Annotated in this window: 18 protein-coding genes; 11 read left to right on the top strand and 7 right to left on the bottom strand. The window is 73.8% G+C overall.

The window, feature by feature from the left end:
• Window positions 1–244 precede the first annotated feature (244 nt).
• Both DMB38_RS28145 and nrdR read right to left on the bottom strand, forming a co-directional pair.
• On the bottom strand, window positions 245–3,127 hold the full coding sequence (locus tag DMB38_RS28145) for a vitamin B12-dependent ribonucleotide reductase (RefSeq protein WP_125937491.1): 2,883 nt from the start codon (window positions 3,125–3,127) through the stop codon (window positions 245–247).
• Between the two features lie 148 nt (window positions 3,128–3,275).
• Window positions 3,276–3,869, bottom strand: coding sequence for a transcriptional regulator NrdR (gene nrdR / locus DMB38_RS28140; RefSeq protein ID WP_047018459.1), 594 nt, complete (start codon window positions 3,867–3,869; stop codon window positions 3,276–3,278).
• A gap of 532 nt (window positions 3,870–4,401) precedes the next feature.
• Between nrdR and lexA the strand changes: the two genes are divergently transcribed.
• Window positions 4,402–5,193, top strand: coding sequence for a transcriptional repressor LexA (gene lexA, locus DMB38_RS28135; protein ID WP_125937490.1), 792 nt, complete (start codon window positions 4,402–4,404; stop codon window positions 5,191–5,193).
• 395 nt (window positions 5,194–5,588) lie between these two features.
• Here lexA and recX read toward each other — a convergent pair whose 3' ends face one another.
• Complete coding sequence (gene recX / locus DMB38_RS28130) at window positions 5,589–6,389, bottom strand: recombination regulator RecX (RefSeq protein WP_125937489.1); 801 nt, start codon at window positions 6,387–6,389, stop codon at window positions 5,589–5,591.
• A gap of 3 nt (window positions 6,390–6,392) precedes the next feature.
• Window positions 6,393–7,532, bottom strand: coding sequence for a recombinase RecA (gene recA / locus DMB38_RS28125; protein ID WP_047018456.1), 1,140 nt, complete (start codon window positions 7,530–7,532; stop codon window positions 6,393–6,395).
• A gap of 249 nt (window positions 7,533–7,781) precedes the next feature.
• On the opposite strand from recA, the gene DMB38_RS28120 reads away from it, so the two are divergent.
• Window positions 7,782–8,507 carry a class I SAM-dependent methyltransferase gene (locus DMB38_RS28120; RefSeq protein ID WP_125937488.1) on the top strand — a complete coding sequence of 242 codons (726 nt, stop codon included), beginning with the start codon at window positions 7,782–7,784 and terminating at the stop codon, window positions 8,505–8,507.
• Between the two features lie 53 nt (window positions 8,508–8,560).
• Here DMB38_RS28120 and DMB38_RS28115 read toward each other — a convergent pair whose 3' ends face one another.
• Window positions 8,561–9,562, bottom strand: a complete 1,002-nt coding sequence (locus DMB38_RS28115) for a TAXI family TRAP transporter solute-binding subunit (protein WP_125937487.1) — start codon at window positions 9,560–9,562, stop codon at window positions 8,561–8,563.
• Window positions 9,563–9,687: 125 nt separating this feature from the next.
• Window positions 9,688–10,863: a hypothetical protein gene (locus DMB38_RS28110; RefSeq protein ID WP_125937486.1), complete on the bottom strand. Its 1,176-nt coding sequence runs from the start codon at window positions 10,861–10,863 to the stop codon at window positions 9,688–9,690.
• Window positions 10,864–11,228: 365 nt separating this feature from the next.
• Here DMB38_RS28110 and DMB38_RS28105 point away from each other — a divergent pair, with 365 nt between their 5' ends.
• The 9 genes from DMB38_RS28105 to DMB38_RS28065 all read left to right on the top strand — a co-directional run bounded on the left by DMB38_RS28105 (window position 11,229) and on the right by DMB38_RS28065 (window position 26,061).
• A complete protein-coding gene (locus DMB38_RS28105) occupies window positions 11,229–13,175 on the top strand; it encodes an IucA/IucC family protein (RefSeq protein ID WP_125937485.1) in 1,947 nt (648 codons plus the stop codon).
• Between the two features lie 40 nt (window positions 13,176–13,215).
• Complete coding sequence (locus DMB38_RS28100; RefSeq protein WP_125937484.1) at window positions 13,216–13,995, top strand: GNAT family N-acetyltransferase; 780 nt, start codon at window positions 13,216–13,218, stop codon at window positions 13,993–13,995.
• A 21-nt stretch (window positions 13,996–14,016) separates the two neighbouring features.
• Complete coding sequence (locus DMB38_RS28095; RefSeq protein ID WP_125937483.1) at window positions 14,017–15,828, top strand: IucA/IucC family protein; 1,812 nt, start codon at window positions 14,017–14,019, stop codon at window positions 15,826–15,828.
• 40 nt (window positions 15,829–15,868) lie between these two features.
• A complete protein-coding gene (locus DMB38_RS28090) occupies window positions 15,869–17,923 on the top strand; it encodes an ATP-dependent DNA helicase (protein WP_240662507.1) in 2,055 nt (684 codons plus the stop codon).
• Window positions 17,924–18,020: 97 nt separating this feature from the next.
• Entirely contained in the window at window positions 18,021–20,273 is a 2,253-nt protein-coding gene (locus DMB38_RS28085) for an HD domain-containing protein (RefSeq protein WP_125937482.1), read from the top strand.
• A gap of 57 nt (window positions 20,274–20,330) precedes the next feature.
• Window positions 20,331–21,914 (top strand): M1 family metallopeptidase, encoded by a 1,584-nt coding sequence (locus DMB38_RS28080; protein ID WP_240662506.1) that lies wholly within the window; start codon window positions 20,331–20,333, stop codon window positions 21,912–21,914.
• A 183-nt stretch (window positions 21,915–22,097) separates the two neighbouring features.
• Entirely contained in the window at window positions 22,098–23,594 is a 1,497-nt protein-coding gene (hflX, locus tag DMB38_RS28075; protein ID WP_125937481.1) for a GTPase HflX, read from the top strand.
• Window positions 23,595–23,681: 87 nt separating this feature from the next.
• The gene (gene miaB, locus DMB38_RS28070) at window positions 23,682–25,178 is read left to right on the top strand and encodes a tRNA (N6-isopentenyl adenosine(37)-C2)-methylthiotransferase MiaB (protein WP_125937480.1); all 1,497 of its coding nucleotides are present in this window, start codon (window positions 23,682–23,684) and stop codon (window positions 25,176–25,178) included.
• A 160-nt stretch (window positions 25,179–25,338) separates the two neighbouring features.
• A complete protein-coding gene (locus tag DMB38_RS28065) occupies window positions 25,339–26,061 on the top strand; it encodes a class III extradiol dioxygenase subunit B-like domain-containing protein (protein ID WP_125937479.1) in 723 nt (240 codons plus the stop codon).
• 63 nt (window positions 26,062–26,124) lie between these two features.
• Here the strand turns inward: DMB38_RS28065 and DMB38_RS28060 are convergent, their stop codons facing one another.
• A complete protein-coding gene (locus DMB38_RS28060) occupies window positions 26,125–26,361 on the bottom strand; it encodes a hypothetical protein (RefSeq protein WP_125937478.1) in 237 nt (78 codons plus the stop codon).
• Window positions 26,362–26,367: the final 6 nt, after the last annotated feature.

Genomic DNA, 26,367 nt, shown 5'->3' with positions numbered 1-26,367 from the left:
TGTAGCAAACTCGCGTGAACACCGCAGACTTCGGCAGTCGCCCGGGGGCCGACGTGGAGGAGATCCCGCCACCCCGTCCACCATGTTTCACATTGTATTCAACGCAACCTCGTTGTACTGGTTACGCACCCGCTCCAGGACGCGCCAAGGGGGACCGGCCGATGGCCGGTCCCCCTTAAAACACGCAGGTCAACACGCTTCACTGGTCACGTCGAGTGCTACATGCGAGGCAACTCCGCCTACTTCAGCTGCAGCCGCTGGTCGAGCCGCAGCCTTCGCAGATGTAGCAGCTACCCGCCCGCTGCATCTTCGTGCCGCAGGAGAAGCAGAGCGGCGCGTCGGCCTGGATGCCGAGTTGCATCTCCACCAGCTCCGCCGACGTGTGCGCCTCCTTCGGGGCCGGCTTGGCCTGTTCCATCGTCACCGGCGGGGTCGGCAGCGGTGCCGGCTCGCGGGGGGCCGACTGGGCCAGGCCCTCGACGTCCAGCTCGTCGTCCGTCGGCTCGTACGAACCCGTCTCCAGGTGCCGCTCGCGCTCCTCCGCCGAGTGGATGCCCAGCGCGGAGCGGGTCTCGAACGGCAGGAAGTCCAGCGCCAGGCGGCGGAAGATGTAGTCGACGATCGACTGCGCCATCCGAACGTCCGGGTCGTCCGTCATGCCCGCGGGCTCGAAGCGCATGTTCGTGAACTTCGAGACGTAGGTCTCCAGCGGCACCCCGTACTGCAGGCCCACCGAGACCGCGATCGAGAAGGCGTCCATCATGCCCGCGAGGGTCGAGCCCTGCTTCGACATCTTCAGGAACACCTCGCCCAGCCCGTCGTCCGGGTAGGAGTTGGCGGTCATGTAGCCCTCGGCGCCGCCGACCGTGAAGGAGGTGGTGATGCCCGGGCGGCCCTTGGGGAGGCGGCGGCGTACCGGACGGTACTCGACGACCTTCTCCACGGCCTCGCGGATCGTCTCCTCCGCCTTGTCGGCGGCCTTGTCGGCCTCCTTCTTCTTCGCCGACAGCGGCTGGCCGACCTTCGAGCCCTCCACGTACACGGCGAGGGCCTTGACGCCCAGCTTCCAGCCCTGGAGGTAGATCTCCTCGACGTCCGCGACGCTGCTCGTCGCGGGCATGTTGACCGTCTTGGAGATCGCGCCGCTCAGGAACGGCTGCGTCGCCGCCATCATGCGCACGTGCCCCATCGGCGAGATGGAGCGCTCGCCCATGGCGCAGTCGAAGATCTCGTAGTGCTCGGGCCTGAGGCTCGGGGCGTTCACGACGCTCCCGTGCTCGGCGATGTGCGCCACGATCGCCTCGATCTGCTCCTCCTGGTACCCCAGGCGCTTCAGCGCCATGGGCACCGTCTGGTTGACGATCTGCATCGAGCCGCCGCCGACCAGCTTCTTGAACTTCACCAGCGCCAGGTCCGGCTCGATGCCCGTCGTGTCGCACGACATCGCCAGGCCGATGGTCCCCGTCGGGGCCAGCACCGACGCCTGGGCGTTGCGGTAGCCGTGCTTGTCGCCGAGGCGGACCACGTCCTGCCAGGCTTCGGTGGCGGCGGCCCAGACGGGGGTGTCCAGGTCGTCCATGCGCTTGGCCGTGCCGTTGGCGTCCGCGTGCTGCTGCATGACGCGCTTGTGGGCGGTGGCGTTGCGGGCGTAGCCGTCGTACGCGCCGACGGCGGCGGCCAGTTGCGCGGAGCGCTTGTACGCGGTGCCGGTCATCAGGGAGGTGATGGCGCCGGCGAGGGCGCGGCCGCCGTCCGAGTCGTAGGCGTGGCCGGTGGCCATGAGCAGCGCGCCGAGGTTGGCGTAGCCGATGCCGAGCTGGCGGAAGGCGCGGGTGTTCTCGGCGATCTTCTGGGTGGGGAAGTCGGCGAAGGAGATGGAGATGTCCATCGCCGTGATGACGAGCTCGACGACCTTGGCGAAGCGCTCGACCTCGAAGCTCTGCCGGCCGTCGGCGTCCTGCTTGAGGAACTTCATCAGGTTCAGCGAGGCGAGGTTGCACGAGGTGTTGTCCAGGTGCATGTACTCGCTGCACGGGTTGGACGCGGTGATACGGCCCGACTCCGGCGCGGTGTGCCAGTGGTTGATGGTGTCGTCGTACTGGATGCCGGGGTCGGCGCAGGCCCAGGCGGCCTCCGCCATCTGCCGGAAGAGCTTCTTCGCGCCGACCTCCTCGATGACCTCGCCGGTCATCCGCGCGCGCAGGCCGAACTGCTCGTCGTTCTCGACGGCCTTCATGAACTCGTCGGTGACCCGGACGGAGTTGTTGGCGTTCTGGTACTGCACGGAGGTGATGTCGTCGCCGCCGAGGTCCATGTCGAAGCCCGCGTCGCGCAGGGCGCGGATCTTCTCCTCTTCCTTGACCTTGGTCTCGATGAACGCCTCGATGTCGGGGTGGTCGACGTCGAGCACGACCATCTTCGCCGCGCGCCGGGTGGCGCCGCCGGACTTGATGGTGCCGGCGGAGGCGTCCGCGCCGCGCATGAAGGAGACCGGCCCCGAGGCGTTGCCGCCGGAGGAGAGCAGTTCCTTGCTGGAGCGGATACGGGAGAGGTTGAGGCCGGCTCCGGAGCCGCCCTTGAAGATCATCCCCTCTTCCTTGTACCAGTCGAGGATGGACTCCATGGAGTCGTCGACGGAGAGGATGAAGCAGGCGCTCACCTGCTGGGGCTGCGGGGTGCCGACGTTGAACCACACCGGCGAGTTGAAGCTGAAGATCTGGTGCAGCAGGGCGTAGGTCAGCTCGTGCTCGAAGATCTCGGCGTCCGCGGGCGAGGCGAAGTACTTGTGGTCCTCGCCGGCCTTCCGGTACGTCTTCACGATCCGGTCGACGACCTGCTTGAGGCTGGTCTCCCGCTTGGGGGTGCCCACCGCACCGCGGAAGTACTTGCTCGTGACGATGTTGACCGCGTTGGCCTCCCAGAACTCGGGAAACTCCACGCCGCGCTGCTCGAAGTTGACCGAACCGTCGCGCCAGTTGGTCATGACGACGTCACGGCGAGCCCACTCCACCTCGTCGTACGGGTGCGTACCGGGGGTGGTGTGGATCCGCTCGATGCGCAGGCCCTTGTTCCCCTTGGCGCCGCCCTTGCGGGAACTACGCGCCGGGCCGCTCGTCGTCTCTGTCATGCCGCCTCCCTATACGGGCGTGAACGCCCTGATGTGCCCGCATCTTCCCGGGCACGGTTCCTGTTCTTGATCTGCTTGTTCCGCAGGCGGACGGCGCGCTGCGCCGCGCACCGGCCGGGTGTGGATGACGGGTGGCCCGCGGTGGGCGTCAGCCGGCCGCTCTGCCGGGTGACGGGACTCCGGGGGCCTCGCCGCGGCCCGGACTGCGGCCGGGGCCGGGCGCGCCGGGGTCGCCCGGCGCGGGAGGTGGGGCCTGGTCGTCCTGTCCGTCGGGGCCGCCGCTGTCGGCGGGGGGCCTGTCCGCGGTCCGCAACTGCGTGATCGCGTCGTCGAAGTCCTCGAGGGAGTCGAAGGCGCGGTAGACGGAGGCGAAGCGCAGGTAGGCGACGAGATCGAGATCCTGCAGCGGGCCCAGTATGGCGAGCCCGACGTCGTGGCTGGAGACCTCGGCGCTGCCGGTCGCCCGGATCGCCTCCTCGACCCGCTGACCGAGCTGGGCCAGCGCGTCTTCGGTGACGGGGCGGCCCTGGCAGGCCTTGCGGACGCCCGTGATCACCTTGGCGCGGCTGAAGGGCTCGGTGACCCCGCTGCGCTTGATGACCATCAGGGACGCGGTCTCCACCGTGGTGAAGCGGCGCGAGCAGTCGGGGCACTGCCGGCGGCGGCGGATTGCTGCGCCGTCGTCGGTCGTGCGGCTGTCGACGACCCGGCTGTCGGGGTGCCTGCAGAAGGGGCAGTGCATCTTCTCCACCCTCCCCTTCTCGCGCACGGCACGTCGGTCCGGCGGCCCCCCGCGGCCCGCCGGAGCAGACCTCAATCATATGGGATGCCCTTCCGCTGAGAGGAAGGGGGACCACAACTTGTGGGCTGCTGACACCCATCTAACCACTAGATCTGGGGTTTGGCTGCCATTGAGATGCGGAGAGCGTGTTGCCGCGCCACGAGATCGGGCGGGGCGCGGGACAGGGCACCGCGCACGACATCGGCAGCCTACGTGAGCGCGCGGACCGCGACACGGGAGGGGCGGGGGTGACAAGCTGGACGGCACCCCCCGCGCCGACGGGGCGGCACCTGGTACCCGCGCGGCGGCAGGCCGGCGCGGGGCGGTGCGGCGGGCGGCGCTCAGCCATCAGGCCAGCGCTTTACACCCAGTTGATGGATCACGGAAGTGAAACCGAAGTTTTTCACTCGAACGTGTGTTTGGCGCAACCTTTCGAAAGCAACTACCGTTGGTCCTACGAGAGAGAGACCCGTCTCGAGAGGGGCCCGCCGACGTGACCACTACCGCAGACACCACAGCCATCGCCGCCCACGAACGGCCCCAGCAGGCAGCAGAGCCGCAGCTCACGCCGCCTTCCGGGGACGGCCGTGAGGGCGAGGCGCAGCCACCCAAGCGCTCCATGCCCGGGCGTCCGCCGGGCATCAGGGCCGACAGCTCGGGCCTGACCGAGCGGCAGCGCCGCGTCATCGAGGTCATTCGCGACTCGGTGCAGCGCCGCGGCTACCCGCCGTCGATGCGCGAGATCGGCCAGGCCGTCGGCCTCTCGTCCACCTCGTCCGTCGCGCACCAGCTCATGGCCCTGGAGCGCAAGGGCTTCCTCCGCCGGGACCCGCACCGGCCGCGGGCGTACGAGGTGCGCGGCGCGGACACGCCCACCACCCAGGCGGCCACCGACACCACGGGCAAGCCCGCCGCGTCGTATGTGCCGCTGGTCGGCCGGATCGCCGCCGGTGGCCCGATCCTCGCCGAGGAGTCGGTCGAGGACGTGTTCCCGCTGCCCCGGCAGCTCGTCGGCGACGGTGAGCTCTTCGTGCTGAAGGTCGTCGGCGACTCGATGATCGACGCGGCGATCTGCGACGGGGACTGGGTCGCGGTGCGCCGCCAGCCGGTCGCCGAGAACGGCGACATCGTCGCCGCGATGCTGGACGGCGAGGCCACAGTGAAGCGCTTCAAGCGCGAGGACGGCCACGTGTGGCTGCTCCCGCACAACGCGGCGTACCAGCCGATTCCGGGCGACGAGGCGACGATCCTCGGCAAGGTCGTCGCGGTCCTCCGCCGGGTCTGACACCCGGCACGGCATATCCGGCCCGGGACCTGGCCCCCGGGCCGCCGCCTCGCGCGGCGCGGAGTGTCGCGAACCGGCCGCGGCGGCGGCCGGACACGCGCGCACGGCGGAGGCACGGCCTCGCGTACGGCACAGGTACGCACGGCGGGTACGGGCGGCGAGGACACCGCCCCCGGCCCGCACCGGGGTCCGTACGACTCCGGCCCGCTCAGGTCTGCCGGGCCAGGCACTGACGGCAGCACAGAGCCCCTTCCTGCCCGGCCCTCCTGCCCGTACGCCGGGGCAGCTCGGCCCGCCGAGGCCGTCTCCGACGCTGAGCCCGGCAACGCGGCCCGCGCGACGGCCGTCTTGGACGCCGCGCCGGGGCATCCCCGGCGCCTTCGGCCCTACGCCGCTCAGTCCGCCAGCAGGTCCTCCGCCTCCTCGCCCTCCGCCTCCAGCGCCTCACGGACGACGCGGATCGCCAGCCCCTCCCCGTAGCCCCGGCGGGCCAGCATGCCCGCGAGGCGGCGGACGCGCTTGTCGCGGTCGAGGCCGCGGGTGGCGCGGAGCTTGCGGGCGACCAGCTCGCGGGCCGTCTCCTCCTCGGTGTCCGCGTCGAGCCGGCCCACCGCCTCGTCGACCACCGGGGCCGCCACGCCCCGGGTGCGCAGTTCGCGCGCGAGCGCGCGGCGGGCGAGACCGCGGCCGTGGTGCCGGGACTCCACCCAGGCACCGGCGAACGCCGCGTCGTCGATCAGCCCGGCCGCTTCGAGGCGGTCGAGCACGGCCTCCGCCACCTCGGCGTCGACGTCACGCTTGGCCAGCGCGTCCGCGAGCTGCTTGCGGGTGCGCGGCGACCCGGTGAGCAGCCGCAGGCAGATCGCCCGCGCCCGTTCCTCCGGGCTGAGCGACGTCTCCCGCACCCGGTCCTCGGAGGGCTCCCGGCGGCCCCGCGAGCGCCGCCGGGAGGCCCCGCCGCGCCCGGACCGGCCGGGCTGCCCCGGTCCGCCGGAGCCGTCAGGGTCCTCCTCCGGCCCGTACTCCCCGTCCTCCGGCCGGGCGCCGTCGGGCCCGTCCCCTTCGCCGTACGCCGCCGGGCCCCGGCCGCCCCGCCGGCGCCCGCCCGGCGGGGCGGCGCCGTCCTCCGGGCCGCCCCCGAACGGGGGGCGGCCGTCGTCCGGGGGCGGGAGCGGCCAGTCGGTGCGCCGGACCACGGATCAGCTCTTGGCCGCGGCCTTGGCCGCCTTCGCGGTCTTGGCCGGCGCCGGCACCGTCTTCTTGCCCGCGGGGGCGGCACCCTCCGCGGGCGCGGCGGGACCGGCGGCCGCGTCCGCACCCGGCTCGCCCTCCGGGCTCTCCTGCTTCGGGCCGATGCCCAGCTTCTCCTTGATCCGCCTCTCGATCTCGTCGGCCAGGTCGGGGTTGTCCTTCAGGAACGTCCGCGCGTTCTCCTTGCCCTGGCCGAGCTGGTCGCCCTCGTGCGTGTACCAGGCGCCGGACTTGCGGATGAAGCCGTGCTCCACGCCCATGTCGATCAGGCCGCCCTCGCGGCTGATGCCCTGCCCGTAGAGGATGTCGAACTCGGCCTGCTTGAAGGGCGGCGCGACCTTGTTCTTCACGACCTTCACGCGCGTGCGGTTGCCGACGGGCTCCGTGCCGTCCTTGAGCGTCTCGATGCGCCGGATGTCCAGCCGCACCGAGGCATAGAACTTCAGCGCCTTGCCGCCGGTGGTGGTCTCGGGCGAGCCGAACATCACGCCGATCTTCTCGCGCAACTGGTTGATGAAGATCGCGGTGGTCTTCGACTGGTTCAGCGCGCTGGTGATCTTCCGCAGGGCCTGGCTCATCAGCCGGGCCTGCAGGCCGACGTGGGAGTCGCCCATCTCGCCCTCGATCTCCGCGCGCGGCACGAGGGCCGCGACCGAGTCGATGACGATCAGGTCGAGCGCGCCGGAGCGGACGAGCATGTCCGCGATCTCCAGCGCCTGTTCGCCGTTGTCGGGCTGGGAGAGGATGAGGGAGTCGATGTCGACGCCGAGCTTCTTCGCATACTCCGGGTCGAGGGCGTGCTCCGCGTCGACGAACGCGACCGTGCCGCCGGCCCGCTGCGCGTTGGCCACCGCGTGCAGCGTCAGGGTCGTCTTGCCGGAGGACTCCGGCCCGTACACCTCCACCACGCGGCCGCGCGGCAGGCCGCCCACACCGAGCGCCACGTCGAGCGCGGTCGACCCGGTGGGGATGACTTCCACGGGCTCGTTCGGCCGCTCGCCGAGGCGCATCACGGCACCCTTGCCGAATTGCCGTTCAATCTGGGCGAGTGCGGCGTCGAGCGCCTTCTCGCGGTCAGTCGCTGCCATGGGTTCCACCCGGGATGTCTGAGTCGATCGCTTCACGTCCACGACGCTAGCGCCTGCCACTGACAACGCGCCTCGCGTCGGGCCGGCCTGGGGAAAACCCGGCCGATCCCTCATGGGAACCTATGTTCGATTTAGCTGTCAACCCGCACCGCCGGACCCATCCGCCCCGTGCGTCCCCCCGTGCCCGTGCGCTCTCGCCGCCTCAAACCCGGTGGCCGCGCCGGCCCCGCGCAGCCTAGGTTCGGCCGCATGGCCGACGACTGTTTCGCGCATCCACGGCTCGCCGCGATCTACGACCCGCTCCACCCCGACCGCCGCGATCTCGACGCCTACCTGCGGCTCACCGACGAGTTCGGCGCCCGCCGGGTGCTGGACATCGGCTGCGGCACGGGGGTGTTCGCGCACCTCCTGGCCGACCGCGGGATCGAGGTCGTCGGCGTCGATCCCGCCCAGGCGTCCATCGACGTCGCCCGCGCCAAACCGGGCGGTGAGCGGGTGCGCTGGATCTGCGGCGACGCGACCGCGCTCCCACCGCTGCGGGCCGACCTCGCGACGATGACGGCGAACGTCGCCCAGGCGATCGCCGATCCGCAGACGTGGAACGAGACCCTGCGCGGGGCCCGCGCCGCGCTGCGGCCCGGCGGGCACCTGGTCTTCGAGACCCGGGACCCGGCACGGCGCGCCTGGGAGGAGTGGACCCGCGAGCGCTCCTCGCGCGTGACGGAGGTCCCGGGTGCCGGCTCGGTCGCGAGCTGGGTCGAGCTGATCGAGGTGGACCTGCCGCTGGTGACCTTCCGCTGGACCTACGAGTTCGCCGCCGACGGCCGGGTGCTGACCTCGGATTCGACCCTGCGGTTCCGCGGGCGGGAGGAGGTCGAGCAGGACCTTGCCGCCCACGGCTACGCGGTGGAGGACGTCCGCGACGCGCCCGACCGGCCGGGAAAGGAGTTCGTGTTCCTTGCCCGCCGTCCGTGAGCGACTGCCGTCCGTCCACCCCGGATGTCATCCGCCCGGGGCGGCTTCCGGCCCTACGGCTTCTCCTGCCGGTAGTAGCGGGCCGCCCCCTCGTGCAGCTCCAGCGGGTCGGTGAAGACCGCCGTGCGCAGGTCGACCCGCTGGGCGGCGTGCACCACGCGGCCGATCCGGTCCCGGTCCCGTATCACCGTGCTGGTCACGCTCTCCGTCAGCCGGGGGTCCTCCCGGTCGGTGGTGACCAGCAGGTTCGCCACCGCGAGCGTCGGCACGGCGGTGTCGCGCTGGACCGTCGGGTAGGCGTCGGGCGGCATGACCGCGGCGCGGTAGTAGCGGGCCAGTTCGCCCTGGGCATGGAGGGGGCCGAGAAGGTCGCCGAGCGGTACGAGTTCGATCTCGGTCTGCTGCGCCAGGCGTTCGACGGCTTCCGTGGGCAGGCCGCCGGACCAGAAGAAGGCGTCGATCTCCCGGTCGCGCAGGAGTCCCGGCATCGTGTCGAGGCCCTCGCGTACCGCCGTCACGTCCTCGTCGAAGTCGAGCCCGGCCGCCGACAGCAGCCGCCGGGTGATCAGTTGGACACCGGAGCCGTCCTCGCCGACGCCGACCTTGAGGCCGCGCAGGTCGGCGGCGTGCCGCACGGGCGAGTCGCGCAGGACGACGAGCTGCACGTAGTCGTCGTAGAGCCGGGCCACCGCGCGCAGCCCCTGCCAGCCGGGCAGCCGGTCGCGGCGGTACGTGGCCACGGAGTCGGCGGTGGCGATGGCGAAGTCGGCGCGGCCCGCGGTGACCTTGCGCAGGTTGTCGATGGAGCCCTGGCTGGTGTGCAGCCGTACGTCGAGGTCCGGCTCGTCCCGGGCGAGCCCTTCGCGCAGCAGCCGCCCGTACTCCGCGTACACGCCCGAGCGCACCCCGGTGGCGAAGACCACCTTGCCCGCCGGGCTGCCGCTGCCGCCCAGCGGCAGCAGCCACCACAGGAGCAGCCCGAGCACGGCCGCCGTCGCCACGGCGGCCTGCAGCGCTCGGCGCCTGCCGAGGCGGCGCGGGACGGAGTGGACCACGCGGCGATCCTGCCAAACCGGGGCCCGGCACGGCCAGCGCGCCGGACTCCCGGCGGGAGCCCGGCGCGCCTGCGGGCTTGCGTACGGCCCGGCGCGGCAGCGCGGGGCCGTACGGTACGGGCGGGCTAGCCGCCGCTCACCTCGTCGAAGACCGCCTTGGCCTCCTTGTCCAGCCGCGGCCCGGCGAGCCAGGTGGCCTGCAGCGGGCCGATCGACGTGACGGACACGAGCTGCTCCTCGCCGCCGTTCGACGCGGTCCAGCCGCCGCCGGAGGCGCCGGCGGTCATGGTGCAGCCGATGCGGTACATCGTGGGCTGCGACGCCTGGATCGACAGCCGGCCCGGCGCGTCGGTGCAGGAGTAGAGGCGCCCGCCGTCGTACGGCGCGGCCGCCGGGTAGCCGGTGGCGGTCAGGTCACCGACGTCCTTCACGGCCGGGGCGTCGAACCAGACGGGCACCGAGGCGCCGACGGCCTCCTCCAGGGACTGCCCGCCGCCGTCCTTCGGCTGGACCTTCAGCACGGCGAAGTCGTACGGGGCGCCCACGCCGCCCTGCGACTTGCCCTCGGAGATCCACTCGTCGGTCGTACGGGCCTCCTCGGCCCAGAACGTGCCCTTGGGCGCGATGTCGGCCTCGGTCGCCTGCTCGGCCTCCAGCTCGGCGACGGTCTTGCCCTCGGGGTTGAAGGAGGGCACGAAGATGACGTTGCGCCACCAGCCGCCGTCGGAGCCCTTGTGCACGCAGTGGCCGGCGGTGGCCACCAGGTTGGACTTGCCCGGGTTGGCCGGGTCGGCGACCACGGTGCCGGAGCAGACCATGGGGCCCTCGGGGGTGTCGAAGAAGATCTTCCCGGCGGCGGGCTGCGACTCGTCGTACGGCGTGGCCGCCTCGACGGCCTCGACCGGCGCCGGCTCCGGGTCGGTGACGCCCTGGTCCCCGGACACGTCGTCCTCGTCGACCCGGCTGGGCGGCTGCTCGGCGTCCCACATCCGGTCGGGGTCCCAGAGGTCCTCGATGATCGGGTTGACGAACTCGCGCGCGTCGCGCAGCCAGTCCTCCTTGGCCCAGTCCTCCCAGCCGCCGTCCCTCCACTTGTCCAGGTCGAGGTTCTTCAGCGCGTCCGGGATCCCCTCGGGGAGCGCCAGTTCCTTCTCGGGCGCCTGCGACTCCTGCTGCTTGTCGTCGGCGCCGCTGTCACCTCCGCCGTCCTCGCAGGCACCGGCGGTCAGCGCCAGCGTGACCGCGAGGGCCGCCGCGGCCAGCGCCTTTCTCGGTATACGACGTTTCCCGTTGGCGGGCATGGATCGAATCCCCCAGTTCTCTGCACAGGTGCCCCGGCGGGACACGAGCCCCCACTATGCCGGTGCCGTTGGGGACGGCCGCACCGGGCCCCGTGGTTCCACCGGGCCCAAGGATCTTGGCGGCGGGCCGTGTTCCTGCGGCGGGTGCGTCGTTGGTAGGGGCGGGGGATGCGGACCCGTATCCGGTGCGAGGGGGTGGGGCTGTGCCCGCGGTTCGCGCAGCGGACGTGCACGCGCGCGTCTGCCGTACGCGCCACGCCCCCGCCGCGCCCCCTGCGCCGGGTCCTTCGTCCCTCCTCCCCGGCCCCTCCGTGCGGCCCGGGGACGCTCGATCCCGTACGCGACCCATCCCGAGGTGCACGTCTGTGAACGCGAAGCCCGCCGGCGACGAACTCCCCGCCGGCAGCGGCCGGCCCCCGGTGCGCCGGCGGCTGGCCCGGCTCATCGAGCCCGCGGTGCCCCGTCAGTACCGGCGCGGCGCCGAGGGCGGCGGCGGGCAGCCCGAGCCCGACCCGCTGGAGCACCCGGACCCCAAGGCCGCCGCCGACGCGGCGGGGACCGAGAACCTGCTGCGCTGCTGGGTGCGCGAACAGGGCGTGGCGGAGCCGGAGAACGGCACGCTGCGGCTGCTGCTGCCCGCCAGCGGTGCGTGCCTGCGCGTCCCGGTGCGGTACTGGTCGGCGGCTGGCTGGCACCGCTTCGGGCGGCCCGTGCTCCACGGCGCCCCCAAGGACGCGCCTCCGCTGGACGCCGTGACCCTGGCGTCGCTGCTGAGCCGGGAGGCCGCGTACGCCGCCGCGCAGGCCGCCGGCGCCGACGGCAGCGGCGCGCGTACCGCGCCCGGGCCGGCCGGCGGCGGCGCCGACCTCGTCGGCCGCGTCGCGGACTCCGTACGGCACACCGCGGTGTTCCTCACCGCCCGCCGCGCCGGCTCCCCGCCCCCGACCGCGGACCCGTTCCTCACCGGCGAGCAGTCCCTGCTCCTCGGCCACCCCCTGCACCCGACGCCCAAGAGCCGCGAGGGGCTCTCCGAGGCGGAGGCCCGGCGCTACTCCCCCGAGCTGCGCGGCAGTTTCCCGCTGCACTGGCTCGCCGTCCACGACAGCGTCCTCGCCTGCGACTCGGCGTGGACCGAGCGCGGCAAGGGCGTGCCCGCGCGCGAGCTGGCCGCCCGGCTGGCGGGCCCCGGGCTGCGCGTGCCGCCGGGCTGTACGCCGCTGCCCGTGCACCCGTGGCAGGCCCGCGAGGTCCGCGAGCGCCCCGGCATCGCCGCGCTCTTCGACGCCGGTCTGCTGCGCGACCTGGGTCCGCACGGCGACCCCTGGCACCCGACCGCGTCGGTGAGGACGCTCTACCGCCCCGGCGCGCCCGCGATGCTGAAGCTCTCCCTCGGCGTGCGGATCACCAACTCCCGCCGCGAGAACCTCCGCAAGGAGCTGCACCGCGGCACGGAGGTGCACCGGCTGCTGCGCGCCGGCCTCGGCAAGGAGTGGCAGGCGTCGTTCCCCGGCGGCTTCCCCGGCGCACCGGGCTTCGACGTCGTACGGGATCCGGCGTGGCTGGCGGTCGACACGCCGGCGGGCGAGCCGGTCGCGGGTCTGGACGCGGTCGTACGGCACCAGCCGTTCGCGGCGCAGGACGACGCGCTGTGCGTCGCGGCGCTGACGTCCCCGGTGCCGCGGTCGCCGAAGGGGGCGATGCGCTCGCGTCTGCAGGAGGTCGTCGGGCAGTTGGCCGACCGCACGGGGCAGGGTGCGGCGGCGGTGGCCGCGGAGTGGTTCCTGCGCTACCTGGAGGTGGTCGTGCGGCCCGTGATGTGGCTGGACTCCGAGGCGGGCGTGGCGCTCGAGGCGCACCAGCAGAACACCGTGCTGCTCCTCGACGCGGACGGCTGGCCGGCCGGCGGCCGGTACCGGGACAACCAGGGGTACTACTTCCGCGAGTCCCGCCGCGCCGAGCTGGAGCGCCGGCTGCCGGGCCTGGGCGCGGCCAGCGACACGTTCGTCCCGGACGACGTGACGGACGAGCGCTTCACCTACTACGTGGGAGTCAACAACGTCCTCGGCCTCGTCGGCGCCTTCGGCGCCGCGGAACTGGTCGACGAGCGCGTGCTGCTCGCCGCCTTCCGCCGCTTCCTGGAGCAGTCCGCCGCGGCCGGGGGCCGCTGCGCGCTGGCCGAACGGCTGCTGAGCGGCGGGACGCTGCGCTGCAAGGCCAATCTGCTGACCCGCGTGCACGGCCTGGACGAGCTAGTCGGCCCGGTGGACACGCAGTCCGTCTACGTCACCGTCCCCAACCCGCTGCTCTCCTGACCGCCCCTCGACTCCCTTCCGTACGACGAGAAGAGGCACCGTGTCACCCGATCCCCCGACCTCCACCGGGCCCCCGGAGCTGCTCCCCGACGACACCATCGACTTCGGCGTCGGCCTCGCCCGGCTCCTCAGGGGCGCCGCCCGGTCCCCCGCGCCGTACGACATCACTTGCTGGTCGCCCGCCGGAACCCCCGCCGGCCCGTTCCGTCTGGAGCCCGTCGACGCGGCCGAGCCGGAGCGCGACCTGACGCTCCTGCACAACTGGATGAACGACCCGTCGGTGGCCGCCTTCTGGAAGCTCGCGGGTCCGGTCGAGGTCACCGCGCGGCATGTGCGGGCGCAGTGGGAGGCGGGCCACAGCGTGCCCTGTTTCGGTGTCCTGGACGGCGTGCGGATGAGCTACTGGGAGGTCTACCGCGCGGACCGCGACCCGCTCGCCGGGTACTACCGCGCGCTCCCGTACGACACGGGGGTCCATCTGCTCCTCGGCGGCGGTGCCGACCGCGGCCGGGGGCTCGGTTCCCTGCTGATCCGCGCGGTCAGCGACCTGGTGTTCGCCCACGCCCCGCGGTGCGGGCGGGTGCTCGCCGAGCCGGACGTGCACAACGTGCCGTCGGTCGCCGCCTTTCTGAACGCCGGTTTCCACTTCCAGGAGGAGCTGGCACTGCCCGACAAGCGTGCGGCGCTGATGGTGCGGGAGCGCGCGCTGCGCGACATTGACAGCGACGGCCACGACGACGGCGGGACCCGCGCCGGTCCCGCGCCGCCGCCGGGCCCGCCCCCGAGCCCGCCCGGGCCGCCCCGGCCCGGCCTGCCGTAGGACGGAGAGGAGCCAACGCCCTTGTCCGACGCCGCGAATACCACCCGCAGAACCGACTGGGACCTGGCGGCCCGCCGGCTGCTCGCCAAGATGCTGGGCGAGTTCGCCTATGAGGGCATAGTCACCCCGGAGCCCGACCCGGCCCCCGCGCCGGAACCCGGGCCCCGTCCCGGCCCCGCCGGCCACGGCCGGTACCCCTACCGCCTCCCGGTCACCGACGAGGTGACCTACCACTTCACCGCCCGCCGCGGACCGTACGGCCACTGGCGCGTCGATCCCGGCTCCCTCACCCCCGACGGCGACCCGCTGCGCTTCCTCGCGCAGGCGCACGACGGCCTCCTGCGGCTGGCCGGCGACACCACCGGCCACCTGATCCGGGAGCTGACCGCGACCCTCGCCGCTGACGTCCGCCTCGCCCGCGGCGCCCCGTCCGCCGCCCGCCTCGCCGACCTCGGCTACGCCGAGCTGGAGGGCCACCAGACCGGCCACCCGTGGCTCGTGGCCAACAAGGGGCGCATCGGCTTCTCCGCCGCCGACGCCGCCGCGTACGCCCCGGAGGCCCGCCTCCCGCGGCGGCTGCCGTGGCTGGCGGTGCACCGCTCGCTCGCCGAGTACCGCGGCGTGCCCGCCCTCGCCCGCCCCGAGGACCTGTACGCGCAGGAGCTGGGGGACACCACGCGCGCGGGGTTCGCCGCCGCGGTCGCCGCGGCCGGCCGGGACCCGGATGCGTACCTGTGGCTGCCCGTGCATCCGTGGCAGTGGGACGAGACCGTCGCCACGCTCTACGCACCGCAGGTCGCCGCCGGGCTCGTGATCCCGCTGCCGCCGGACGCCGGCCCCGCCGACATGTGGCTGCCGCAGCAGTCGGTGCGTACGTTCCTCAACCTCAGCCGCCCGCAGGCACGTTCCGTCAAGCTGCCGCTGTCCGTGCTCAACACCCTGGTCTGGCGCGGCCTGCCCACCGAGCGCACCCTCGCGGCCCCCGCGGTCACACGCTGGGTGCACGGCATGCGGGACGCGGACCCCTTCCTCGCCGAGGAGACGCGCGTCCTGCTGCTCGGCGAGACCGCGAGCGTGACGGTGCGCCATCCGCTCTACGACTCCCTGCCGGGCGTCCCGTACCAGTACCGCGAGCTGCTGGGCTGCATCTGGCGGGAGCCCGTCGGCCCGCTGCTGGACCCCGGGGAGCGGGCCAGGACGCTGGCGGCGCTGCTGTGGACGGACGCCGGCGGGCATTCGCTCACGGCCGAGCTGGTACGCCGCTCGGGGCTCGCGCCCCGCGCGTGGCTGGCGCGGCTCTTCGCCGCCCTGCTGCCGCCGCTGCTGCACTTCCTGTACCGCTACGGCACCGTCTTCTCGCCGCACGGCGAGAACGCCGTGGTGGTCTTCGACGGTGCGGACGTGCCGGTGCGGCTGGCGGTGAAGGACTTCGTCGACGACGTCAACGTCAGCTCCAAGCCGCTGCCGGAGCACGCCGGGATGCCGGGCGACGTACGCCGCACGCTGCTGACGGAACCGCCGGAGTTCCTGCCGCAGTTCATCCACTCGGGGCTCTTCGTCGGCGTCTTCCGCTATCTGGCGCCGCTGTGCGCGGACGAACTGGGCGTGCCGGAGGCGGAGTTCTTCGGCCTCGTACGGGCGGAGATCCTGCGCTACCAGCGGCGGTTCCCCGAGCTGAAGGAGCGCTTCGCGCTCTTCGACCTGCTCGCGCCGCGCATCGACCGGCTCTGCCTGAACCGGAACCGGCTCTACCTCGACGGCTACCGCGACCGGGCCCGGCGCCCGCACGCCGCCGTGGACGGCACCGTACCCAACCCTCTTCACTCGACGTGACGGCCGTCACTGTCAGTGCCGCCCCTTAGGGTTGCGTGCCATGGCAGACCAGAACGTCCTCGCGCCCGACGAAGGCGCCGGTACCCCCACGCACGACGGCTCCGACGACCGCAGCGAGCTGCGCGAACTGCTCCATGCGGCCGTGGCCGCCGTCGGCGGCGTCGAGCGGGAGGGCCAGGTGGCGATGGCCGAGGCGGTCGCGGAGGCGATCGCGGACGGCTCGCACCTGCTGGCGCAGGCGGGGACGGGGACGGGCAAGTCGCTGGGCTACCTGGTGCCGGCCCTGGCGCACGGCGAGCGGGTCGTGATCGCGACGGCGACGCTGGCGCTGCAGCGGCAGCTCGTCGAGCGCGATCTGCCGCGCACGGTGGAGGCGCTGCATCCGCGGCTGCGCCGCCGTCCGGAGTTCGCCACGCTGAAGGGGCGGTCGAACTACCTCTGTCTGCACCGGGTGCACGAGGGCGTGCCGCAGGACGACCCGGACCTGGGCGCCGGGCTCTTCGACCCGTTCGAGAGCGCGTCGTCGCAGCCGTCGAGCAAGCTCGGCCAGGATCTGCTGCGGCTGCGCGACTGGGCGGACGAGACGGAGAGCGGCGACCGTGACTCGCTGACGCCGGGCGTCTCGGACCGCGCCTGGTCGCAGGTCTCGGTGTCGGCCCGGGAGTGCCTGGGCGCGGCGCGCTGCGCGTACGGCCCGGAGTGCTTCGCGGAGGCGGCGCGGGAGCGGGCGAAGCTGGCGGAGGTGGTGGTCACGAACCACGCGCTGCTGGCCATCGACGCCCTGGAGGGCGCCCCGGTGCTCCCGCCGCACGAGGTGCTCATCGTCGACGAGGCGCACGAGCTGGTCTCCCGGGTGACCGGCGTGGCCACCGGCGAGCTGACTCCCGGGCGGGTCAACCGCGCGGTGCGGCTGTCGGCGAAGCTGGTCAACGAGAAGGCGGCGGACGCCCTGCAGACGGCCGCGGAGAGCTTCGAGCGGCTGATGGAGCTGGCGCTGCCGGGCCGCCTGGAGCCGGTCCCCGAGGATCTGGGGTACGCGCTGCTGGCGCTGCGGGACGCCTCCCGTACGGTCATCTCCGCGCTGGGCACGACCCGGGACTCCTCCGTGCAGGACGAGGACGTGGTGCGCCGGCTCGCGCTCGCCTCGGTGGAGAACGTGCAGGAGGTCGCCGAGCGGATCACGCAGGGCTCGGAGTTCGACGTGGTGTGGTTCGAGCGGCACGACAGGTTCGGTGCGTCGCTGCGGGTGGCGCCGCTGTCGGTGTCGGGACTGGTGCGCGAGAAGGTGTTCAGCGACCGCTCGGTGACGCTCACCTCGGCGACGCTCAAGCTGGGCGGCGACTTCGCGGGGATCGGCGCCTCGCTGGGGCTTCCGCCGGAGGGCAGCAGCGAGGAGGGCGCCCCCGTCTGGAAGGGGCTCGACGTCGGCTCCCCCTTCGAGTACCGCAAGCAGGGCATCCTCTACGTCGCCAAGCATCTGGAGCGGCCGGGCCGGGACGGCACGCGCAAGGACATGCTCGACGAGCTGGCGGAGCTGGTGGAGGCGGCCGGCGGGCGCACGCTGGGCCTCTTCTCCTCCAAGCGGGCCGCCGAGGCGGCGGCCACGGAGCTGCGCGGCCGGCTCGACGTCCCGGTGCTGCTGCAGGGCGAGGAGACGCTCGGCGAGCTGATCAAGCGCTTCGCGGCGGACGAGGCGACGTGCCTGTTCGGCAGTCTGTCGCTGTGGCAGGGCGTCGACGTCCCGGGCGCCGGCTGCCAGTTGGTGGTGATGGACCGCATCCCCTTCCCCCGCCCCGACGACCCGCTGGCCACCGCGCGGCAGGAGGCCGTGGAGAAGGCCGGGGGCAACGGCTTCATGGCGGTCGCGGCGACGCACGCGGCGCTGCTCATGGCGCAGGGCGCGGGCCGGCTCGTACGGGCCACGGGCGACCGCGGCGTCGTCGCGGTGCTCGACCCGCGGCTGGCGACGGCCCGTTACGGGAGCTATCTCCGCGCCTCCATGCCGGACTTCTGGTATACGACCGACCGCAACCAGGTACGTCGTTCGCTGGCGGCAATCGACGCATCCGCAAGGGCCGATCGCTCGAATGGGTGATCTGGACCACGCTGGGCGAGAGCCGCATCTCACTGCGTGATGGGCTCGGTAGCATCAAGTACCGGCACGGGAGCCGGTGAGCTGCCGGAGGTGCCGATTGAGCGCAGAGGTCCACAGTCCGGGCAATCCGGCGGGCGGTTCCCGCCGACGCGGCAGGGCCCGCCTCGATCTCCGCCGGCTGGGCCGGGTGGCCCTGCTGGGCGGCGCGTCGTCGCGGGACGGTCTGCCGCACGCCTTGGAGCATGTGGCCAAGGCGCACCGCGGGTTCTATCCCGACGCCGACATCCGCACGCTGCGTACGGCGTATCTGCTCGCCGAGGACGCGCACCGGGGCCAGATGCGCAAGAGCGGCGACCCGTACATCACTCATCCGCTGGCGGTCACCCTCATCCTGGCCGAACTCGGCGCCGAGACCACGACGTTGACGGCCTCGCTGCTCCACGACACGGTCGAGGACACCGAGGTGACGCTCGATCAGGTGCGGTCGGGCTTCGGCGAGGAGGTGGCGTACCTCGTCGACGGCGTCACGAAGCTGGAGAAGGTCGACTACGGGGCCGCCGCCGAGCCCGAGACGTTCCGCAAGATGCTGGTGGCGACCGGCAGCGACGTGCGGGTGATGTCGATCAAGCTCGCGGACCGGCTGCACAACATGCGCACGCTGGGCGTGATGCGCCGGGAGAAACAGGTGCGCATCGCGCGCGTGACGCACGATGTGCTGATCCCGCTGGCCGAGCGGCTGGGCGTGCAGGCGATCAAGACCGAGCTGGAGGACCTGGTCTTCGCCGTCCTGCATCCCGAGGACTACGCGCGCAGCCGTGAGTTGCTGCTCGCGAACGCCGGGAGGCCGGACCCGCTGGAACAGACGGCGGCCGAGATGCGCGAGGTCCTGCACGCCGCCGGCATCACCGCGGAAGTCGCCATCCGGCCGCGGCACATCGTCTCGGTGCACCGGGTGCTGCAGAAGCGCGGCGAGCTGCGCGGGACGGACTTCGGCCGGCTGCTGGTGCTGGTGCCGGAGGCGGCCGACTGCTACGCGGTGCTGGGCGAGTTGCACACCTGTTTCAAGCCCGTGCCCGCGGAGTTCAAGGACTTCATCGCGGTACCGAAGTTCAACCTCTACCAGTCGCTGCACACGGCCGTCGCCGACCAGCGCGGGTACGTCGTCGAGACGCTGGTACGCAGCCGGCAGATGCACCGCGTCGCGGAGGCCGGCGTGGTGGCGCTGGCCAGCCCGCTGGCGCGGCCCGCGGCCGGCCAGGTGGGCGACTGGCTGAAGCGGCTGCTCGAGTGGCAGCGCGCCACTCCCGACCCCGACGCCTTCTGGTCCGCCTTACGCGAAGACCTCGCCCCCGACCAGGAGATCACGGTCTTCTGCGACCCGGGCGGGCCGTTGGTGCTGCCCGCGGGCGCCAGTTGTGTGGACGCGGCGTACGCGCGCCACGGGGAGACGGCGCACACGCTGGTGGGCGCGCGCGTCAACGGGCGCCTCGCCGGCCTCGGGACCCGGCTGCGGGACGGCGACGCGGTGACGCTGCTGCTGGCGCCGGAGGCGTCGGGGCCCGCGCCGGAGTGGCTGGACCACGCGCAGACGCCCGCGGCGCGCATCGCGATTACCCGCTGGCTGGGGGACCACCCGGCGGCGCAGCCCGCCGACGCGGCGATCCCCCTCCCGGCCGACTACGTCCCGGCCGCCCCCGCCGCGCCCGGCTCCCCCGCCCACGGCGAGGCCGCCGCCCCCGCCGGCGTACCGGCGGCCGACGCACCGGGAGACGACGTAGCCACAGACGGCGCACCGGCAGACGACGCACCCCCCGGCGACGCACCGGCCGACGGCATCCCGCGCGCCGCCGAGCCCGCCGTTGCCGAGCTGCCGGGCGCCACGCCCCGCCTCGCCCGCTGCTGTACGCCCGTGCCCCCCGACGCCGTCACCGGGTTCGTCATCCGCGGCGGCGCCGTCGTCGCCGTACACCGGGCGCAGTGCGCCACCGTGGCCCGGATGGCCGCCGCCGGCCGCCGCGAGCTGCGGGTCCACTGGCGTACGGGCGAGGGCGCACCACCCGCCGACCTGCGGGTGACGCTGAAGGCGGAGGCGTTCGTACGGGCCCATCTGCTCGCCGACCTCACCGAGGCCATCGCCGCGGAGGGCGTCGCCATCGTCGCCGCCGACGTCGAGCCGCCGCACGAGCAGCGCGTCCGGCACACGTACACGCTGCAGCTCCCCGACCCGGCGGGGCTGCCGGGGCTGATGCGCGCGATGCGCAAGGTGCCGGGGGTGTACGACGTCTCCCGCGCCCAGCACCCCGCGGGCGCGGAGGGGCAGGCGCCCGGGCTGCGCGCCCGCACTCGTTAGAGTGCACCGCTGCCGCGTCGGCGGCACGCGGGGGTCGCCCGCTGATAGCGGTAGCGCATGCTCCGCTCCGTCCGCCCGCGCCGTCCGCTGCGCCACGCCCTGCTCGCCGCCGCCGTCCTCGCCACCCTGGCCGCCGCCCCGGCCGCACCGGCCGTCTCCACCGCGCCGGCCGCCCCCGGCCGTACCGGCGCGCAGGACGGCCCACCCCGCCCCGCCGGCATCGGAGACCCGCTCTTCCCGCACCTCGGCAACCCCGGCTACGACGTCCTCGGCTACGACATCGCCCTCACCTACCCCGGCCGCAACGACGCCCCGCTGACCGCCCGCACCGAGATCACGGCCCGCGTCACCGGCCGGCTGCCCCGCATCAACCTCGACTTCACCCACGGCACCGTCCGCGACGTCACCGTCAACGGCCGCCCCGCCGCCCACGCGCGCGCGGGCGAGGACCTCGTCGTCACCCCCGGGCGCACGCTGCACCCGGGAGAGCCGCTGCGCATCGCCGTACGGCACACCAGCGACCCCCGCGGCAACGGCGGCGGCTGGATCCGTACGAAGGACGGGCTGGCGATGGCCAACCAGGCCGACGCCGCGCACCGCGTCTTCCCCGGCAACGACCACCCCGCGGACAAGGCCCGCTTCACCTTCCGCGTCACCGCGCCCCAGGACCTCACGGTCGTCGCGGGCGGCCTGCGCCTGTCCCGCGAGCGCGCCGGCGCGCGCACCACGTGGACGTACCGCACCGCGCACCCCATGGCCACTGAGCTGGCGCAGGTCTCCATCGGCCGCTCCGCCGTGCTGCGCGGCACCGGCCCGCACGGGCTGCCGCTGCGCCACGTCGTCCCCGTGCGCGACCGGCGCACCGCCCGCCCCGTCGTCGACCGCACGTCCGCGCAGATCGCCTGGATGGAGCGGTACGTGGGCCGCTATCCGCTGGAGTCGTACGGCGTGCTGTCCGTGGACGCGCCGCTGAACTTCGCGCTGGAGACGCAGACGCTGTCGGTCTTCGGCCGCGACTTCCTGCGGGCCGTCGCCCAGCACCCGAAGCGCGCCGAGGGCGTCCTCGTGCACGAGCTGGCGCACCAGTGGTTCGGCAACAGCGTGACGCCGCGCAGGTGGTCGGATCTGTGGCTGAACGAGGGCCATGCCACCTGGTACGAGGCGCTGTTCACCGACGAGCGGCATGACCGCGGCAGCCTGGTGCGCCGGATGCGCGCGGCGTACGGGCAGTCCGACGGCTGGCGGCGGGCAGGCGGCCCGCCGGCCGCGCCGCGGCGGCCCGCGGACGGCGGCCAACTGGAGCTGTTCCGCCCGGTCGTCTACGACGGCAGCGCGCTGGTGCTGTACGCGCTGCGCCAGGAGATCGGGGCGCCGGCCTTCGAGGAGCTGGAGCGGGCGTGGGTGACGCGCCACCGGGACGGCACCGCCGGCACCGCGGACTTCGTCGCCCTCGCCTCCGAGGTCGCCGGCCGCGACCTGGAGGACTTCCTGCACTCCTGGCTGTACGGCGAGCGCACCCCGCCGATGCCGGGCCACCCCGGCTGGAAGGCGGCGAAGCCCGCGACGCCCGGGAAGGCCGCCGCGCCCGCCGGGCCCGCGAAGGGCGCCAGGCCCCCGGAGGCCGGGAAGCCGGCGCGCTGAGCCGCCCTGCCCGCGGGGCCCGCCGGGGCGTCCCGGCGGGCCCCGCGGGCGGTAAAGCGGGTGACGCCCGTGCGGCAGCGTGCGACCATCGTGGATGCCACGACGCCCGCCGTGCGGGGAATCCTCCGGGTCTGCGGGGCGTTGTCGCAGAAGCAGAGAACCGCTCTCACAGACAAGGATCCGATGACTTCTCCCACCCACCTTCCCCAGGACGATCAGCGTCTCCCGGAAGGCCTGCGTGCCGACGCCCTCATGGAAGCCGAAGCCGCGTGGAGTCCCGGATCCGACGCCGATCGCGACGGCGATCAGTTCGACCGCGAGGACCGTGCGGCGCTGCGCCGCGTCGTCGGTCTCTCGACCGAGCTGGAGGACGTCACCGAGGTCGAGTACCGGCAGCTCCGGCTGGAGCGGGTCGTGCTCGTCGGCGTGTGGACCTCCGGTACGGCCCAGGAGGCCGAGAACTCGCTGGCAGAGCTGGCCGCGCTCGCCGAGACGGCCGGCGCGCTCGTCCTCGACGGCGTGGTGCAGCGCCGCGAGAAGCCCGACCCCGCGACGTACATCGGCTCCGGCAAGGCGCTGGAGCTGCGCGACATCGTGGTCGAGACCGCGGCCGACACGGTCGTCTGCGACGGTGAGCTCAGCCCCGGCCAGCTCATCCACCTCGAAGACGTCGTCAAGGTCAAGGTCGTGGACCGCACCGCGCTGATCCTCGACATCTTCGCCCAGCACGCCAAGTCCCGCGAGGGCAAGGCGCAGGTCGCGCTCGCGCAGATGCAGTACATGCTGCCGCGGCTGCGCGGCTGGGGTCAGTCGCTCTCCCGGCAGATGGGCGGCGGCGGCTCGGGCTCGGCGGGCGGCGGCATGGCCACCCGCGGCCCCGGTGAGACGAAGATCGAGACGGACCGGCGGCGCATCCGCGAGAAGATGGCGAAGCTCCGCCGGGAGATCGCCGACATGAAGACCGGCCGGGACGTCAAGCGGCAGGAGCGCAAGCGGCACAAGGTGCCGTCGGCGGCGATCGCCGGCTACACGAACGCGGGCAAGTCCTCGCTGCTCAACCGGCTCACGGGCGCGGGCGTGCTGGTGGAGAACGCGCTGTTCGCCACCCTCGACCCGACCGTGCGCAGGGCGGAGACGCCCAGCGGCCGGCTCTACACGCTGGCGGACACCGTCGGCTTCGTCCGGCACCTGCCGCACCACCTCGTCGAGGCGTTCCGCTCCACCATGGAGGAGGTCGGCGACGCCGACCTGATCCTGCACGTGGTCGACGGGTCCCACCCGGCGCCCGAGGAGCAGCTCGTCAGCGTCCGCGAGGTGATCCGCGACGTGGGCGCGACGTCCGTGCCCGAGATCGTGGTGATCAACAAGGCGGACATCGCGGACCCGGACGTGCTCCGCCGGCTGCTGCGCATGGAGCCGCGGGCGATCGCGGTCTCGGCGTCGACCGGCGAGGGCATCGAGGAGCTGAAGGCGCTCATCGACGTGGAGCTGCCGCGCCCGCAGGTCGAGATCGAGGCCGTCGTGCCATACACGAAGGGCGGGCTCGTCTCGCGCGTGCACGACGAGGGCGAGGTGCTCGTGGAGGAGCACATCGCCGCGGGCACGCTGCTCAAGGCCCTGGTCCACGAGGAACTGGCCGCCGAGCTGAGGCGGTATGCCCCCGCGGGACAGGCCGACTGAGGCGGTCGCCGAAGTCGTAGACTGACGGACGGGCCGCCCCGGCGGCCCGTCCGTGAACCCCCCGTCGCCGTTTGGATGATCGCTGGCATGCCCGAGGAAGTCGCACAGCCGCGCACGTACGAGGTCAGGACGTTCGGTTGCCAGATGAACGTCCACGACAGCGAACGGATGTCGGGGCTGCTTGAGGAGGCGGGCTACGTCCGCGCGGAGCCGGACGCCGGCACCGCGGACGTGGTCGTGTTCAACACCTGCGCGGTACGGGAGAATGCCGACAACCGGCTGTACGGCAACCTCGGCCAGCTCGCGCCGAAGAAGGCCGCGAAGCCCGGCATGCAGATCGCGGTCGGCGGCTGCCTCGCGCAGAAGGACCGCGACACGATCGTGAGCCGCGCCCCGTACGTCGACGTGGTCTTCGGCACGCACAACGTCGGCAAGCTGCCGGTGCTGCTGGAGCGCGCGCGGGTGGCCCGCGAGGCGCAGGTCGAGATCGCCGAGTCCCTGGAGGCGTTCCCCTCCACGCTGCCGACGCGGCGGGAGAGCCCGTACGCCGCGTGGGTCTCGGTCTCCGTCGGGTGCAACAACACCTGCACGTTCTGCATCGTCCCGGCGCTGCGCGGCAAGGAGAAGGACCGCCGCAGCGGCGACATCCTCGCCGAGGTCGAGGCGCTGGTGTCCGAAGGCGTCAGCGAGATCACGCTGCTGGGGCAGAACGTCAACGCGTACGGGTCCGACATCGGCGACCGGCAGGCGTTCGGCAAGCTGCTGCGGGCCTGCGGGCGGATCGAGGGTCTGGAGCGGGTGCGCTTCACCTCGCCGCACCCGCGGGACTTCACCGACGACGTGATCGAGGCCATGGCCGAGACGCCGAACGTGATGCCGCAGTTGCACATGCCGCTGCAGTCCGGCTCGGACACGGTGCTGCGCGCGATGCGGCGTTCGTACCGGCAGGAGCGGTACCTGGGGATCATCGAGAAGGTACGGGCCGCGATCCCGGACGCGGCGATCACCACGGACATCATCGTCGGCTTCCCCGGCGAGACCGAGGCGGACTTCGAGCAGACGCTGCACGTGGTGCGCGAGGCGCGCTTCGCGCAGGCGTTCACCTTCCAGTACTCCAAGCGGCCGGGGACGCCGGCGGCGGAGATGGCGGGGCAGGTGCCCAAGGCGGTCGTGCAGGAGCGGTACGAGCGGCTGGTCGCCCTCCAGGAGGACATCTCCTGGGGCGAGAACAAGAAGCAGGTCGGCCGGGTGCTGGAGGTCATGGTCGCCGAGGGCGAGGGCCGCAAGGACGGCGCCACGCGGCGGCTGTCGGGACGGGCGCCCGACAACCGGCTGGTGCACTTCGCGCGGCCGGAGGAGCCGGTGCGGCCGGGCGACATGGCGACCGTCGAGATCACGTATGCGGCGCCGCACCACCTGCTGGCGGAGGCCCCGCCGCGGGCGGTACGCCGCACGCGCTCCGGCGACGCCTGGGCGGCGCGGCAGGCGGCGCCCGACGCGGGCGGCACGGGCGTGCTGCTGGGCCTGCCGAAGGTGGGCGTCCCGGATCCGCTGCCGGCGGCGCAGGGCTGCGCGGCGCACTGACCGGTCCCGCCGGGTGCGCCCGGAAAGCCCTGATTCCGTACGGCCCGTCCCGCTGCGCCGCGTGCGACGTACGCGCGCGTAGGGCAGCTCCCGGGGACGTCCTGCCGTGATCGCCGGACGCGCCGGGGTCCCCGGAGGTGGGGCGGCTAGGCTGCGGTTCATGCTCGTCGCCGCCGCCTGCTGCCCGTGTCCGCCCCTGCTGGTGCCCGAGGTGGCCTCTGGTGCCGCCGGCGAGCTGGAGGCGCTCAGAGCGGCGTGTATGGACGCGGTGGGGGTGCTGGCGGCGGCGCGGCCGGACCTGCTGGTCGTCGTCGGGCCCGCGGCGGAGTCCGGGCGGGGCCCGTATCCGCAGGGGGCCGAGGGGTCGTTCCGGGGCTACGGGGTGGATCTCGCGGTACGGCTCGGGCCGGCCGGCGACGCGGAGCGGGAGCCCGGCGGACGGGAGCTGCCGCCGTCGCTCGCGGTGGGCGCCTGGCTGCTGGAGCGGGCGGAGTGGAACGGCGCCCCCGTGGAAGGGCTGGGCGTCGGCGAGCCGCTGGCGGGCGAGCGCTGCGCGGCGGCGGGCCGGGAGATCGCCGCGCGGGCCGGGCGGGTGGCGCTGCTGGTGCTGGGCGACGGCAGTGCGCGCCGTACGCAGAAGGCCCCCGGCTACTACGACGAGCGCGCCGCCGGCTTCGACGCCGAGGCGGCCCGCGCGCTCGGCGCCGCGGACGCCGCCGCACTGGCGGCGCTGGACGCGGAGCTGGCCGCGGAGCTGCAGGCCGCGGGCCGCGCCGGCTGGCAGGTCGCCGCGGGCGCGGCGGAGAGCGCCGCCCTGCGCGGAGCGCTGCTGTACAACGAGGCGCCGTACGGCGTGGGTTACTACGTCGCCACCTGGTCCTGACGCCGCCGCCCCGGTGGCCCGGAGGCCGCGGGCCCCGTGCGGGGCCGCGCGCCTCCCGGGGTCCTACTTGCGGGCCTCGTCGCCCGCGTCACTGTCCGCGGCCCCCTCGGCCGACTGCTGCTTCGGGATCCCCGCGGCGGCCGCGGCCTCCGCGTTCGCCGGCTCCCCGGCGGCCTCCGGCTGCGCCGCGGTCGCCGCGGCCTCCCCGGCCGGCGGTTCCGCGGCGGGCGCCGGCTCCTTGGCGGCCTGCCCCTCCCCGCTCGATCCGCCGCGACGAAGAAGCTTGGCAAAAACGCCCATCTCTAC

The sequence above is a fragment of the Streptomyces sp. WAC 06738 genome (assembly GCF_003945505.1).
GTDB lineage: Bacteria > Actinomycetota > Actinomycetes > Streptomycetales > Streptomycetaceae > Streptomyces.
This window is presented reverse-complemented; position numbering and strand designations above follow the sequence as displayed.